The 15,077-nt window shown below is 45.3% G+C and carries 16 protein-coding genes and 1 riboswitch; all 16 genes read left to right on the top strand.

What is annotated here, in order from left to right:
- The first annotated feature begins 12 nt into the window (after positions 1-12).
- Positions 13-318 carry a putative Se/S carrier protein gene (locus ACZ449_RS22235; RefSeq protein WP_464261919.1) on the top strand — a complete coding sequence of 102 codons (306 nt, stop codon included), beginning with the start codon at positions 13-15 and terminating at the stop codon, positions 316-318.
- Positions 296-1,147: a mechanosensitive ion channel family protein gene (locus ACZ449_RS22230; RefSeq protein ID WP_464258234.1), complete on the top strand. Its 852-nt coding sequence runs from the start codon at positions 296-298 to the stop codon at positions 1,145-1,147. Before ACZ449_RS22235 ends, ACZ449_RS22230 begins: the two co-directional genes overlap by 23 nt.
- A gap of 1 nt (position 1,148) precedes the next feature.
- On the top strand, positions 1,149-1,352 hold the full coding sequence (locus ACZ449_RS22225; RefSeq protein ID WP_464258233.1) for a DUF951 domain-containing protein: 204 nt from the start codon (positions 1,149-1,151) through the stop codon (positions 1,350-1,352).
- A 69-nt stretch (positions 1,353-1,421) separates the two neighbouring features.
- Entirely contained in the window at positions 1,422-2,528 is a 1,107-nt protein-coding gene (gene ychF / locus ACZ449_RS22220; RefSeq protein ID WP_464258232.1) for a redox-regulated ATPase YchF, read from the top strand.
- Positions 2,494-3,750 carry an MFS transporter gene (locus ACZ449_RS22215; protein ID WP_464258231.1) on the top strand — a complete coding sequence of 419 codons (1,257 nt, stop codon included), beginning with the start codon at positions 2,494-2,496 and terminating at the stop codon, positions 3,748-3,750. Before ychF ends, ACZ449_RS22215 begins: the two co-directional genes overlap by 35 nt.
- A gap of 143 nt (positions 3,751-3,893) precedes the next feature.
- A complete protein-coding gene (rpsF, locus tag ACZ449_RS22210; RefSeq protein WP_464258230.1) occupies positions 3,894-4,178 on the top strand; it encodes a 30S ribosomal protein S6 in 285 nt (94 codons plus the stop codon).
- Positions 4,179-4,205: 27 nt separating this feature from the next.
- The gene (locus ACZ449_RS22205) at positions 4,206-4,607 is read left to right on the top strand and encodes a single-stranded DNA-binding protein (protein ID WP_464258229.1); all 402 of its coding nucleotides are present in this window, start codon (positions 4,206-4,208) and stop codon (positions 4,605-4,607) included.
- Between the two features lie 21 nt (positions 4,608-4,628).
- The gene (rpsR, locus tag ACZ449_RS22200) at positions 4,629-4,859 is read left to right on the top strand and encodes a 30S ribosomal protein S18 (protein WP_464261918.1); all 231 of its coding nucleotides are present in this window, start codon (positions 4,629-4,631) and stop codon (positions 4,857-4,859) included.
- Between the two features lie 286 nt (positions 4,860-5,145).
- Entirely contained in the window at positions 5,146-6,624 is a 1,479-nt protein-coding gene (locus ACZ449_RS22195) for an ATP-binding protein (RefSeq protein ID WP_464258228.1), read from the top strand.
- 125 nt (positions 6,625-6,749) lie between these two features.
- Positions 6,750-7,058, top strand: coding sequence for a MazG-like family protein (locus tag ACZ449_RS22190; protein ID WP_464258227.1), 309 nt, complete (start codon positions 6,750-6,752; stop codon positions 7,056-7,058).
- 3 nt (positions 7,059-7,061) lie between these two features.
- A complete protein-coding gene (locus tag ACZ449_RS22185; protein ID WP_464258226.1) occupies positions 7,062-8,021 on the top strand; it encodes a YybS family protein in 960 nt (319 codons plus the stop codon).
- 14 nt (positions 8,022-8,035) lie between these two features.
- A complete protein-coding gene (locus tag ACZ449_RS22180) occupies positions 8,036-10,042 on the top strand; it encodes a DHH family phosphoesterase (protein WP_464258225.1) in 2,007 nt (668 codons plus the stop codon).
- A complete protein-coding gene (gene rplI, locus ACZ449_RS22175) occupies positions 10,002-10,448 on the top strand; it encodes a 50S ribosomal protein L9 (protein ID WP_464258224.1) in 447 nt (148 codons plus the stop codon). The genes ACZ449_RS22180 and rplI overlap by 41 nt, the downstream gene beginning before the upstream one ends.
- 25 nt (positions 10,449-10,473) lie before the next feature.
- Complete coding sequence (lonC, locus tag ACZ449_RS22170) at positions 10,474-12,417, top strand: Lon family ATP-dependent protease (RefSeq protein ID WP_464258223.1); 1,944 nt, start codon at positions 10,474-10,476, stop codon at positions 12,415-12,417.
- Between the two features lie 98 nt (positions 12,418-12,515).
- Complete coding sequence (gene dnaB / locus ACZ449_RS22165; protein WP_464258222.1) at positions 12,516-13,850, top strand: replicative DNA helicase; 1,335 nt, start codon at positions 12,516-12,518, stop codon at positions 13,848-13,850.
- Positions 13,851-14,063: 213 nt separating this feature from the next.
- Positions 14,064-14,149: riboswitch (cyclic di-GMP riboswitch) on the top strand.
- A gap of 241 nt (positions 14,150-14,390) precedes the next feature.
- A complete protein-coding gene (locus tag ACZ449_RS22160; protein WP_464258221.1) occupies positions 14,391-15,044 on the top strand; it encodes a sigma-70 family RNA polymerase sigma factor in 654 nt (217 codons plus the stop codon).
- The last annotated feature ends 33 nt before the right edge of the window (positions 15,045-15,077 follow it).

Below are 15,077 nucleotides of genomic sequence, written 5' to 3'. Positions count from 1 at the left end.
GCAGGTGATTATATTATTTATCCAGATTATGATCGGCTGATTTCCTTTGATTCGGTGCATCAGTCAATAAAAGCTGAGAAGGTTTTGGGACAAAAAGGCCTTGATTTTTTTGCCTTGCCGACACCTCGGGAAATTGATATTAGCTGTGGGCAATGTCTGTTAGTTAAGGCTGTGCAGCAAGCAGCTATTATCGAGCTATTTACTGTAGACAAAGTGCGCTGGTCCAAACTGTTCAGCCGAACAGCGACAGGCCAGACATATCTTTATGAAAAGATTACTGAGTATGGAGGGTTACGTGGAACAACTGCTGACAACTAGCTTTTGGCTGGATATGGCTATAAAAATTGTGCGTTTGGCGGTCATTGTGATTGGTGCCTCGCTGGTGCTGCGCTTTACTAATCTAATGGTAGAGAAATTTTTCGTTCCCAAGCCAGGAAATAAGAATCTGTATCTGGAAGAGAAACGTGCCAGGACGCTAAGTTCGCTGTTACACAGTATTGTTCGGTATGTTATCTATTTTATTGTGCTGGTAATGATCTTGCAAGAATTTAGGATTGATACCACATCCATTGTTGCCGGTGCCGGTATTATTGGTTTGGCGCTGGGCGTTGGTGCCCAAAGCTTGGTTAAGGATTTTGTTACTGGTTTTTTTATCATTTTAGAGGATCAGTATGGGGTCGGCGATTATATTGTCATTAGTGATATGGCTGGCACAGTAGAAGAACTTGGCTTTAGGGTTACCAAGCTACGGGATGGCAATGGGATTCTCCACATCATTCCCAATGGTGCTATTGCTAAAGTAAGTAATTATACCAGGGGACACATGCAGGCTACCGTTAATGTGCCTGTTCCCTATGAGGCCGATATGGAGCAAGTCTTCATGCTTTTGAATGAGGTCTGTGCTACTGTTGGCGAGACTATACCTGAGGTAATTGACGGGCCTAGTGTACTGGGCGTTGTTGACCTCAAGCCCGGGGAAATCGTTATTCGGATCATCGCGAAAACGGTGCCGTTGCAACAGATGAAAGTAGAAACCACATTGCGCCGTTTAATAAAAGCAAAGTTTACCGAAGCAAAGATTCCGCCGCCGCAGCTGTTTAATCCGGCGGTTTCACCTGAAATCAAAGCTGCCAAAGCAGGAGGGTAAGATGAATCAACAGAAGTACAATTACAAGGTGGGCGAGGTCGTAAAAATGAAAAAGCCGCATCCCTGTGGCGGTGACCGCTGGGAGATAACTCGTACAGGTATCGATTTTGGGATTAAATGTTTGCAATGCGGCCGTCAGGTAATGATTCCTCGTCCTAAATTTGAAAAAGGGGTTAAGGCCGTTATTTCGGAGGGAAAAGGTTGAATTTTAGCCGGCGTTATCTTACACTATATACAACATAGAATAACAGCTTAAAAGGTGGAGTAATATTACATGAGTACTAATCTGGAAGTAGGCATTATTGGCCTGCCCAATGTCGGAAAAAGCACATTATTTAACGCCATTACCAAGGCCGGGGCCGAGGCGGCTAATTACCCGTTTTGCACCATTGAGCCTAATGTGGGAGTTGTCGATGTTCCTGATGCACGTTTAGAGAAATTGACCGAAATGTATAAACCGAAAAAGACAATGCCAGCCGCGATGCGGTTTGTTGATATTGCCGGCCTGGTGCAGGGTGCAGCTCGGGGCGAGGGACTTGGCAATAAATTTTTATCGCATATCAGGCAAGTGGATGCGGTAGCGCAGGTGGTTCGCTGCTTTACTGATGATAACATTACCCATGTGGCTGGCAGCCTTGATCCGATCAGAGATATCGAAATCATCAATACCGAGCTTTGTCTGGCTGACTTGGAAACAGTGGAAAAGCGCCTTGATCGGGTGCAGAAAATGATAAAAAGCGGCGACAAAAAGGCACAGGCCGAATTGGAGATATTAAAGCAGGTGCAACAGGCACTTAGCGATGGCCAACCTGCCCGCCGGGTTATTAGTGATGAGGATGCTTTACTTATACTTAGGGATTTATTCCTGCTGACCTTAAAACCCACTCTGTTTGTGGCAAATGTCAGTGAACAGGAAGCCGCCGACGCCAGTGGTAACCCACATGTTGCTAAAGTGTGTAAGTATGCCGCTCATGAAGGAGCGGAGGTCATTGTTGTATCTGCCAAGGTTGAGTCTGAGATTGCCGAATTACCTGACGACGAAGCCCGGGAATTTTTGGCTGATCTGGGACTGGCGGAATCAGGGCTGGATAAACTCATTCGCGCCAGCTTCACACTGCTAGGGCTGATGACCTTCTTTACCGCGGGTGAGCCGGAGGTGCGGGCCTGGACGATTGTACGCGGGACCAAAGCGCCGCAGGCGGCTGGTAAAATCCATAGCGATATCGAACGGGGCTTTATTCGAGCTGAGATTGTCTCCTATAATGACTTAATGGCTAATGGAGCCTATGCTGCAGCCAAGGAAAAAGGATTAGTGCGACTGGAAGGCAAGGAGTATATTATGCAGGATGGCGATGTTACCTATTTCCGGTTTAATGTGTAATATACAAAATAGAAGATCCATTGTCTTTAATATATCATTATTAGGAGCCGGGCACTTTTGTAGTGACTTTTATGCGAATTTTTTGCCGGCGCTATTGCCATTTGTCATGATTAAGCTAGGAATGTCTCTGACCTTGAGTGGGATGCTGGTTATGGTTTATTCCGTTATATCCAGTGTGCTGCAACCATTTGCCGGTTATCTGATTGATAAATATGGCTATGCCTGGCTTATTCTTGTTACCACGCCGGTAAGTGCGGTATTTATTTGCTCAGCAGGACTGGCAGATAGCAAGATTACTTTGTTTTTATTGGTTGGTCTAGCAGGGCTGGGTGCTTCTATCTTTCATCCGCTGGCGGCTAGCCTGATGGGTAAAGTTGTTACCCCTGAAACCAAAGGGCGAGCTATGTCGGTCTTTGTTTTTGGCGGCAATGTTGGTTGCGCGGTGGCGCCAGCTATCATTTTGTATTGCTTGGCTTTAGGCGGGACATCCAGCCTGATTTTCCTGATAATCCCGGGACTTCTTGTTACTTGGGCTTCCTACTTGGCAAGATTGCACAAGATCGATATTCGTCCGGTTGTTAAGTGCGGCCAGGACGAAACTGCCCCCCAAGGGGAACAGTGGTATAAATCACGCGGGTTGATACTTTTAAATATCGTTATGGCCCTTAGATCATGGATGCAAGTGGCGCTGATTACCTTTTTGCCGGTAGCGCTTACAAGTTTAGGCCAGTCAACAGCAGTAATCGCCAGTATGCTGACAGTGTTTATGCTGAGCGGTGCCATAGGTGCCCTGTTAGGCGGTTGGGTAGGGGATAAAATAGGGCGCAAGGCGGGTTTTATTGGATCGTTAGTAGTGTGTTTGCCTGTTACCTACTTATTTCTGCTGGACATGAGCCCTTCATTGTTAGGCTACGTACTACTGGCGGTTAGCGGGGCAATGCTTCAGAGTACGGCACCTACCTCGGTCGTATGGGCGCAGGAGCTTATTCCTGGTAATGCCGCTATGGCATCCGGAATGATGTTAGGTCTGGCCTTTGGCCTAGGTGGCGTAGGTGCAGCTATTACTGGAACTTTGGGAGATCATATCGGGCTTGAAGCGGCACTGCTCTGGTCAGTGCTCTCTATTGTCGGTGCGATTGTCCTCGCCGTAGCTATTCCTCAGCCAGGGCAAAGAAAAGCTAAGTTGAATCCACTTACTGTGAAAGCATCAAAACTTGATTAATTGTCTGCGGTTTTCCTTGCATTTGCTGGAGGATTAATGATATAATAATTTAGTCGCATAGATAATGTGACATGGTTTTGTTATTCAAAACCTTCCCTGCTCCCGCTGCCGGGGGCCAATAGTCCAGAGGAGGAGGTGATTTCGTGAGAAAATACGAAGTCGTGATTATTGTTAAACTTGGTGAAGAAGAAGCAATTAACGCTACTATTGCTAAGTTTGAAAACATTATTAAGAACACAGGCGGCAATGTTGACAAGATTGACCGTTGGGGCAAAAAGCGTTTGGCCTATGAAGTTAAAGATCATATGGACGGGTACTATACCCTGATTAACTTTACATCTGAGCCAGCAACTGTATTCGAGCTTGAGCGTGTGCTCAAGATTACTGATGATGTTCTGAAACACATGGTTATTAAATTGGAAGACTAATTCCTGAGCCAGGAGGTGTGAGGATATATGAATAAAGTCATCCTTGTCGGCCGCTTGGCGCAAGACCCGGAAGTAAGATATACCCAGAGCGGCAAGGCGGTAGCTTCGTTTAACCTGGCAGTTAACCGATTCAGTAGCGGTCAGGGGCAGAATAACGCAGATTTCATTCCAATTGTGGCCTGGGAAAAACTGGCCGAAACCTGTGGTAACAACCTGACAAAGGGCCAGCGGGTGCTGGTCGATGGTCGGCTGCAGATTCGCTCTTATGAAGCCAATGATGGTCAGAAGCGTCGCGTCGCCGAAGTCGTAGCGCAGTCCATCGAATTCCTGGAACGTAAACAGGCACCCGCATCTAGTGGGGATGCCGGGAATATAGACGTAAATTCATTCGGCAAAGATGTCTTCCCTGATGAGGAAATCCCATTTTAAAAGGGGGGTAATTAAATGGCTATGAAACGCGAAAGAGGCCGCAAACCTAAGAAAAAAGTTTGTAGTTTCTGTGTTGATAAAGTAACTGATATTGATTATAAAGAAGTTCCTAAACTGCGCCGGTATACCACCGAGCGGGGCAAAATTCTGCCACGCCGCATTTCGGGCAACTGTGCCAAACATCAACGTCAGTTGACACTGGCTGTAAAACGGGCCCGCAATATTGCTTTGCTGCCGTTTACTGCAGAATAAACATAAGATAAGACTTGGCTTGTGCCAAGTCCCTCAGGACGACGGCAGAAGCCTTAGTCGTTCTTATGTCAACAGAATTTTGTTATAAATTCTGGTAGACCAAGTAAAAAGAGCAAGAATCCTTAACGAGGGATTTTTGCTCTTTTTTTAGTTTGAAAAAAGGAGAATCTTGATTTATATGGAATATATTAGGAAATTAGCATTCGATATACTGATAAAATGAAATGAAGTAAAATATGGCTACCTAGAATGGCACGGATGCCTGTTAAAGTGGGAGGTTAATTCTGTGCAATATGAAGATGCGTTCAATCTAAATTCGGCTATTCTTGCCGCCGTACTTGATCAGGCACCGCTAGGCATTGCTGTGATCGACACCTGCCTAAGGTATACCCAGGTCAATAATTTATTTTGCAATATAATGGAAATAGATTCCAAAAAACTAATTGGCCATACTATCTATGAGACTATGAGTAAGAAACTGGGAATTGCCCAGGCAGAACAGATAACTGCTGTTGTTGTACGAATTCTCACAACTGGCGGGAATCATACTATAAATGCCTGGCAATCACCGAGCAGCTCGCGATATATTGAGTGTACGCTAAAACGCCTGGAGATCGATGGGGTGGCGATTGGCGTACTGCTGACAATCGTAGATGTATCAAAGCATGTTCAGTTACAGCAGGAATTAGAGACTCACCAGCACCAGTTTGCCCATGTGGTGGAGGAACGTACTGCCGAGCTGCGATGTGCTAATGAGCGGTTTTATACTGCTTTTAACATCACCTCTACCTTAATGACGATTACTGATCAGCAGCACCGGATTATTGATGCTAATAGTAGCTTTTTAGAGATAACCGGTTGTGAAAAAAATGAAGTTATTGGGCGTACTCTATTCGAATTGGGGTTAGTTTCGCTAGAAGTAGTTGAAGATATTTATTGCAAACTTTATCAGGATGGATATGTTCATAATCAGGAGATACCGCTTACTACCAAAGGCGGGCAGTTACGCTCTTTACTGGTTTCAATGGAAAAGATTGTTCTTGATGGAGAGATACATATATTGGAAATGGCTACCGATGCGACTGATGTCAAACTGATGAAAAACGAGATGCTGCGCTTGGATAGGTTAAATCTTGTAGGTCAAATGGCGGCAGGCATTAGCCATGAAGTGCGGAATCCGATGACGACTGTCCGTGGTTTTCTACAAATGTTGCTCAAAAAAGAGGGCTGTAAGCATTATCAGGAGTATTTTGACCTGATGATTAGTGAACTAGACCGCGCAAATTCGATTATTTCCGAGTTTTTGTCAGTAGCTAAGACCAAGCCATCTTGTCATGTTGAAACAGATTTAAATACTATTATTAAGGCTATCGAGCCATTACTGGCAACAGATGCTGTGGCGGCAGGAAATACGATTGTGCTGGAACTAGGAAATATACGCTGTCTTTTTTTAGATGAAAAGGAGATAAGGCAGCTCTTGCTCAATCTAGTCCGCAATGGCTTTGAAGCTATGGAGCAACCAGGCTTAGTCACCGTTAGGACATACGAAGAAGATGAGCAAGTTGTGTTGGCAATACAGGACGAGGGTACAGGGATTTCGCCCCACATTTTAGCTAAGCTGGGTACGCCGTTTTTAACCAGCAAAGCTAGTGGCACAGGCTTGGGATTGGCGGTATGCAATGGAATTATCGAGCGGCACAAAGGTAAGCTTGAGGTGTCTACCGGTGCTAAGGGTACAACTTTTTTTATTAGATTCAGTCAGTGAGTAATGGTAACAAATTGGTCTGACCCCGGCTCTATTGCCGGGGTTTACTACTATTTATCGAAAGTAAAGCAGGAAATATGCAGTTGCTTTTAGAATATAACAAGGTGGAATAAGGAGGCGGTCGCGTGTTCTCCCAGGAATCAGATATCTTGCGTAAACTGCGGCTAATTGAGGGGCTCAAAGCAGATTTGTTGACTGAGGTGGGGAAACTATATCAGGCTATGGCTCATAATAAGCGGGAGGCTATCGGGGATGCGCTGGCGCAACTAATTATTTCGGCCTTTGTTCTCGGGCGTCGTCTGGGGATTGAGTATTCCGAGATGGATGAGATTGTAAATAACCGCCTTGGACACAATATAAAAAAAGAAACAGAAGCAGAACGGTGGTTTGGAGATATGAGCGAATATCGTCGTTATCTTCGCCAGAAGAGGTGAACTATGCAAAAAAGTCCAGTTAGACCAGTTGTTGAAGGCGGTGTACTTACCGCTGTTGCTATAATTTTTGCACTTATTAGCACATATCTGCCCGTAATCGGTGCTTTTGTCAATTTACTTTGGCCTGTACCTATCGTGCTATTGGGTGTGAGGCATGGCTATAAATGGAGTATTATGGCTGTGGTTGCTTCAGGTTTTATTATTGCCCTCATCATGCACCCACTTACGGCTGTGTCGGTAGTAGTAGGATTTGGCTTAATTGGTATTGCCTTGGGCTATGGCCTCAGGCAAGGTTTTTCTCCTACTAAAACGCTGCTCATAGGGGCTGCAGCATCGCTAATTTCCAAAATAGCAGTGCTGGCTATCACTGCAGCTGTAATGGGGTTTAATCCTCTCAATCTGCAAACCGAAGCCATGACTAAGGGTCTTGAGCAGGCTATGGATTTTTACCGAGGTATGGGCATGAAGGCAGAAGATCTGGCCCGTATGGAAAGTACCATACAGCCAATGATGGAGATTATGAAAATTATCCTGCCAGCTGGCTTTGTGTTAGCTGCTTTTGTGGATACTTTCTTAAATTTTCAAGTGGCAAAAGCCGTACTGGCTAGGCTAGGCCAGCGTATTGAGCCATTTCCTCCCTTTCGGCGTTGGTCGATGCCGCGCTTCACGGTGTATGCTTTAGTGGTGTCGCTTGTCGCTATCTATTGGGGTAAAACCAGGGAGTTTGAGGTATTGTATAATACTGGGATGAACCTTCAGGTAATTACTACGATGCTTTTATTTGTACAAGGGATGGCGCTGGTTTACTTTCTTGCCGATAAATACAATTTGTCAAGAATCGTCCGCGGTATTATACTATTCTTGATACTATCTAACGGTATCTTTATGCAGGCGCTGATTATCGGTGGTGCCTTTGATCTTATTTTCGATTATCGTCAACTGCGTACTCCAAAATTGGAGTGACAGGAGGAAAAACAATGCCGCAGGGACCTTCATTTTGGTTTGATACCCGTATCTACTTGGCCGTAACTGCTGCGTTAGTGCTGCTTATCAGCTACTATAATCCTTATGCGGCCGCGTTAGGCGCGGTGTTATTGTATGTGCTGTATCTATATGGGCGGGAACGCTATACAGTCAGACAGCGAGAAGTAAAAACTTACCTGGAAACCATGGGTCGCTGTGTGGACACTGTTACCGCCCAGGTTTTTAATAAATTGCCGTTAGCTATTGTAATTATTGACGACCAAGGGCTTATTCACTGGCGTAATAATGTGCTGGTAGAATGGCTGACAGAACCGGTAGAACTCGGTCAGTCCTTGGTAAAAATCTGGCCAACATTGCCGCTAGATAAAATTGTGGGTAAAGAAGGCCAGACCAAGTTTGCAGCAGGCGCGCGTTATTATGAGATTATTTACCGTGTAGCTGAGGAAACAGAACTTACTGTGCTGTATCTGTCAGATGTTACTGAATTTGAAGTTGACAAGGAAGCCAGTAGTCGAAGTCAGACCGTCTTAGCCTATATTCAGATTGATAATTATAGTGATGCGTTAACAGGGCTAACAGAGAGTCAACGTACCGCTATCTTAGGTGAGGTTAACCGAATGTTGGCAGAGTGGATGACTGAACTGGATGGTCATCTTAAAAAGTATAACGAAGATACGTATATCGCTATTGTGACCCGCTATGCACTTGAGCACCTTATGACTGGTGATAAGTTTGAGATTTTGGACAGAATTCGTGGCATACAGGCAGGTAATAAAATTCCAGTGACCTTAAGTATTGGCGCGGCAACCGGGGAAAACTCGATGGCTGAACTGGGCCAGCGGGCACAAAGCGGGCTGGATTTGGCTTTGAGCCGTGGTGGTGATCAGACGGCTGTCAATATTAGTGGGAAGGTACATTTTTTTGGTGGTAAAGCCAAAGCGGTTGAAAAAAACACCAGAGTTAAAGCCCGGATTGTCGCGCAGGCCATTAGGGAACTTATTGACCAAGCAGACAGTATTGTGGTCATGGGCCATACCGGTGAGGACTTTGACAGCCTAGGGGCAGCATTAGGTGTTGCCAAAATGGTTCGCCATATGGGTAAACAAGTAAAAATTGTTGTTAGCCAACCAGGGATGGCTGTTGACAAATTATCTGAGCTGTTACTTGACTATGAGGAATATCGGGAACTATTCATATCGCCGATGCAGGCTGGTCTTTTAGTTAATCCGAGAGCATTAGTGTTTGTTGTTGATACCCATCGCCCGGAGCTGGCGGCAGCGCCGGATGTCTTGGCCAGAGCGGAGCGGACGGTGATCATTGATCATCATCGCCGGGCTGAGACGATGATTGCCAATACCTTGCTAGTCTATCTGGAACCGTCGGCTTCTTCGACAAGTGAGCTGGTAACTGAACTGTTAGGCTATTTTGATGACAAAATTGAATTAAATCGATTGGAGGCATCAGCGCTGTATGCCGGCCTAGTGGTCGACACTAAAAATTTTGCCGTGCAAACAGGGGTTCGTACTTTTGAAGCCGCTTCTTATCTACGGCGGTCAGGGGCTGATCCCACGTTGGTCAGGCATTTATTCCGGGTTGATTTTGAGACAATGAAGAGCAGGGCGACAATTATAGAAAATACCGAGATGCCGCATGACGGGGTAGTTATTGCTGTCTGTCCGGCTGAGATAAAAAATGCTCAGGTGGCTGCTGCACAGACGGCTGACCTGCTGCTGAATATTGAGGGAGTACGAGTAAGCTTTGTCTTGTTTAATATTGAAGCTGGTATTGGTGTCAGTGCCAGGTCTAACGGGGATATCAATGTCCAGGTGATTATGGAACAGTTGGGCGGCGGTGGTCATCAATCAGTAGCGGGTGCTAAAATAAAAGATGCAAATGCCGCTGAGGTTAAAGCTAAAATCATAGAGATTGTAGATAGTTATATAAAGGAGAGTGCAATACATGAAAGTAATTCTGCAGCAAGAAGTGAAAAAACTCGGTAAAAAAGGTGACATAATTGAGGTATCAGAGGGCTATGCCCGCAACTATCTTTTACCGCAAAAACTGGCTGTTATGGCTACTGCCAATAACGTAAATAATGCCAATTTGCAAAAGGTTGCCGAAGAGCGCAAAAAAGAGCGCGCCTTTGATGAAGCTAAATTACTGGCCGCCCAGATGGCCAAAATTACTATCAGCATTCCTGTGAAAATGGGAGAAGGCGGTCGCTTGTTCGGTTCAGTTACAGCCAAGGATATTGCCGATGCTGTGGGTAAAGAACATAAGCTTGAGCTTGACAAGCGTAAAATTGAGCTTAAAGATGCGCTTAAGTCGTTAGGAACCTTTACTGTACCGATTAAACTACATCCAGAAGTTAGCACTCAGATTCAAGTCACACTGATAGCAGAGTAAGTTTTACAATTAGAAAGGTACTACCATGAAAGATTTTTTTAACAAACTAGTACGCAGCGGTAAATCTGACCGCGCTGCCAGTAGCTGCAGTAATCAAGAAGATCAACTTAAACGCCAGGTAGCCGCGCTGTACGGTTTGTACACCGGTGTCCTAGGCGCAGAAAAAGTCGTGCTTAAAGCTGGTAAACTAGGGGCGCTAGAACTTATGCGCTCTGCCCGTATTGATGAACGGGTGCTGGCACTGCAAAAGCTGGTATTTGAAGATCCAACCTTGGATCAATTGCCAGCCATACAGGATATCCCCGGGATACTTGAAGAAATTGAAGACGAGTTGGCAGATTTATGCGCTCGCCGCACTGTCGAAGATCGTATAGAGAAAAAAATCGCTGAAAAAATGGAAGAACGCCACCAAGAATATGTGCAGGAAATTCGCACGCAGGTTATTAAGGAAGAAAGCCCTGCGAATGTAGAAAATCCCCAAACGCTCAAAAAATACGCGCTTTTAGAAAAGCTTGAGACCCGCAAGTTAACCCGTTCGGCCATGGAGCTGTTGCGTCCATCCACCCTTGATGAAATCATTGGTCAGGAGCGGGCGGTTGAGGCTTTGAGAGCTAAGCTGACGTCTCCTTATCCGCAGCACCTTATTCTCTATGGACCACCTGGAGTTGGCAAAACTACGGCGGCTCGCCTGGTATTAGAAGAGGCCAAAAAGGCTAAAAGCACACCATTTGCTCAGGAGGCACCCTTTGTCGAGGTCGACGGTACGACCTTACGCTGGGACCCCCGGGATGTCACTAATCCGCTGTTAGGCTCAGTTCATGATCCTATCTACCAGGGCGCTCGTCGTGATTTGGCAGATAGCGGGGTGCCTGAACCCAAACCAGGTCTGGTCACAGATGCCCATGGCGGCATCCTGTTTATTGACGAAATCGGTGAAATGGATCCTATGCTGCAAAACAAACTGTTAAAAGTGCTGGAAGATAAACGGGTATTTTTTGATTCGGCCTACTATGATCCGGCAGATAGTAGTATTCCTAAATATATTAAAAAACTGTTTGAAGAGGGTGCGCCTGCAGACTTTATTTTGATCGGCGCTACCACCCGGGACGCCAGCGACATTACGCCAGCCGTGCGGTCGCGTTGTGCCGAGATCTACTTTGAGCCCTTAACCCCCAAACATATTCAGGAAATTGTGTACAACGCAGCAGTAAAACTTGCTGTGGCTATAGAGCCAGAAGTGCCGCAGCTCATCAGTGACTATACGATTGAAGGCCGAAAGGCAGTTAATATTTTAGCTGATGCCTATAGCATGGCGTTGATGCGAGTGGGGCAGGAAGAGCAGCTTGTCACCATTACCCAAGAGGATGTCTACCGTGTAGCGCAGGTTAGCCGTTTGTCACCTTATGTTACTCGCAAGGCAGCAGCTATTTTGGAAGTAGGCAAGGTATTTGGCCTTGGTGTCAGCGGTTATCTTGGTTCTGTGCTGGAAATTGAGGCTGTAGCTTTTCCGGCGGAAAAAGGCAAGGGCAGTATCCGGTTTAATGATACTGCTGGCAGCATGGCTAAAGACTCGGTATTTAATGCGGCTGCTGTTGTCAGGAAACTTACGGGCCAAGATTTAGCAAGTTATGACCTGCATGTCAATATCATCGGCGGCGGACGCATTGATGGCCCGTCAGCTGGTACCGCTATAGTTTCAGCCATTATTTCCGCCATTACTGGTAAACCCATCCGTCAGGACGTAGCTATTACCGGAGAAATTTCGATTCAAGGTAAGGTTAAAGCGGTTGGTGGTGTATTTGAGAAGGCCTACGGCGCTAAACAAGCCGGGATTGTGACAATGATTATTCCGCAAGAAAACAAGTCAGATATTCCAGCGGAGCATTTAGGACTTATTATCCGGCCTGTTGTCACAGTCGAAGAAGCCATGGCAATCTTGTTTGATGAAATTGAGGTTGCCAGCGCGTAGCGAGTTATTATATAGAAAAGGCCGCGCTTAACCGGGTAAGCACTGTAGTACGATACCTGGATAAGCGTGGCTTTTTTAATTAAGTGAGGAGAATTTACATGATTGACCGCGTTCCCCCTCAAAATGTGGAAGCTGAGCAGTCGGTGTTGGGCGCTATGATGATTGAACGCGAAGCCATTTCCAAGGTATCGGAAATCATAAGGCCAGAGGATTTTTACCGCGAGGCACATCGTCTGATTTATAATGCCATGATGGAATTGTTTAATAAAAATGAAGCTGTGGATTTGGTAACGGTTGTTGAGATATTGCGTCGAGATGACAAGCTGGAAGTTGTTGGTGGCATTTCTTATGTTTCCGCGCTGGCTAATAGTGTGCCGACTGCGGCAAATGTCATGTATCATGCCCGGATTGTGGAAGAAAAAGCGCTGTTAAGACATCTTATAACTACAGCTACCCATGTTGCTGGCATGGGCTATGAAGCCAATGAAGATGTAACTGTCATTATGGATAAGGCCGAGAAGATGATTCTGGAGGTAGCCAATCGCAAGGCTGGTCAGGAATTCGCTTCTATAAAAAATATTATTTTTGATGTATTTGACAGGGTTTCTGAACTGTATTCTTCTAAAGGCGGCATTACCGGGTTGTCTACTGGTTTTAAAGATCTGGATAAGCTGACCTCTGGCTTGCAGCCATCAGACCTTATTTTGATTGCCGCCCGTCCCAGTATGGGTAAAACCGCTTTTGTTCTTAATATTGCTCAGAATGTTGCGATTAAGGAAAAACAAGCGGTGGCCTTTTTTAGTCTAGAGATGTCCAAGGAGCAACTTGTGCAGCGGATGCTTTGTGCCGAGGCCCCTATTGATGCCCAGCGCCTGCGAATTGGAGAACTGGAAAACAATGACTGGGACAAGCTAGTAAGGGCCGCTGACCGTTTGGCTGCTGCACCAATCTTTATTGATGATACCGCCGGCATCACCGTTATGGAGATGCGTTCCAAAGCCCGTAGGCTCAAAATTGAACATGATCTCCAGCTTATCATCATCGATTACCTGCAGCTTATGCAAGGTAGTGCCGGCAGTTCCCGCAGCGAAAACCGTCAGCAGGAAATTTCCGAGATATCCCGATCGCTAAAAGCCCTAGCTCGCGAGCTCAAGGTGCCAGTTGTTGCCTTATCTCAGCTCAGTCGGGGTGTAGAGTCACGGCAGGTGAAAAAACCTATGCTCAGTGACCTCCGGGAATCTGGTTCCCTTGAGCAGGATGCTGACATCGTGGCTTTTCTCTATCGCGAGGACTACTATGATCCGGAGACTGAGCACAAGAACATCACCGATGTTATCATTGCTAAGCATCGTAATGGTCCGGTTGATAGTATTCAACTGTTCTTCCACAAACAATTTACCAAGTTTAGTGATTTATCCAGGATACCTGGGTAGTGTATTAATTCCGGTAGGATTAATGGCTTTTAAGGAGAGTTTATCTATTACGACCATCCTGGGATGGTCGTTTTGTTTGCTGGGTTTGGCGCTGATAAACTATAAAGCCTAAAGAAAATAACAAAAAAATAACAAAAATAAACAAAAATAACAACATCAAGGACGTAATTTCGACAGTAAACGATAAAGTCATTGTTTTATAATAGAATTAAAACAAATATTAAGTAAACTTGTCGAAAGGCAAGGACACAAAGCTATGGGTCTAAGGACGAATAGTCTATGATTGCCAAGCTGCCAACTAGCGTATGGTTGATTTTAGCGGCAGGCGTTAGTCTGCCTTCTTTGCTGCTCATTTCTAAGCATAATTTGGGTTAATACGTGGGTTGTAAAACTATACTGCAATTGCAGTAATGGCTGCCGTTATAGGAGAAACGACCATAATATTGGCGTAGTTATTGTGCTTGCTGGCAAAGAGAGCAACAAAGTGCTAAAAGCAATGCTTTTTATTGGGAAATAAAATGATGACAAGGGGTTGCTATAGTGCTGGAGGCATGCTTTTATAGTGATGGTAGTGTTAACAATGAAGAGTTTGAAAAAATTGTAAGACAATATCATAAGGTGATCTTGCGGTATGTTAAAACCTATTTCTTGCCTGGCGGGGATTATCGCGATATGTATCAATGGGGTTTAATTGGCTTATATAAAGCTGTGTGCAACTATGATAATCAGCGGGGTGAATCCTTTGGTCTAATCGCAGGGCTGAATATTCAAAGCACGATTAAATCGGCTGTAACTATGTATAATCGTAAAAAGCATTGTTTTCTTAATGAAGCTGTTTCCTTGCATGGCCTGCCGGAATCACCCGGCGTAAGTCTGGAGGCGGTATTTGTTGATGCCAGTCAACAGGATCCGGCTGATCTTATTGTCGAAGAAGAACTGGTAGAAAGTATTGAGGATGAGTTGAACCGTAGGTTGTCTCGCCTTGAAAAACAGGTTATTGATCTATATATTGCTGGTTATAAACAACGTGAAATTGCAAAAAAGTTAAACTTACAGGAAAAGGTTATTGATAATGCGATTCAAAGAGTTCGCGGCAAAATGTCGGTGCGACTGAAAAGCTGGGGCAGCTGCGCCTCTGTGCAGCTTAAGCAACCTTCGGTAACGGCAAATCTTGCGCAGGTGATAATGCGATAAAAGAACATAGTTTAAACCAGTGTAAAGCAGGCA

Source organism: Desulfosporomusa polytropa (assembly GCF_055380075.1).
The sequence above is the reverse complement of the archived record's forward strand: the minus strand, read 5'-3'. Positions and strand labels throughout refer to the sequence as shown.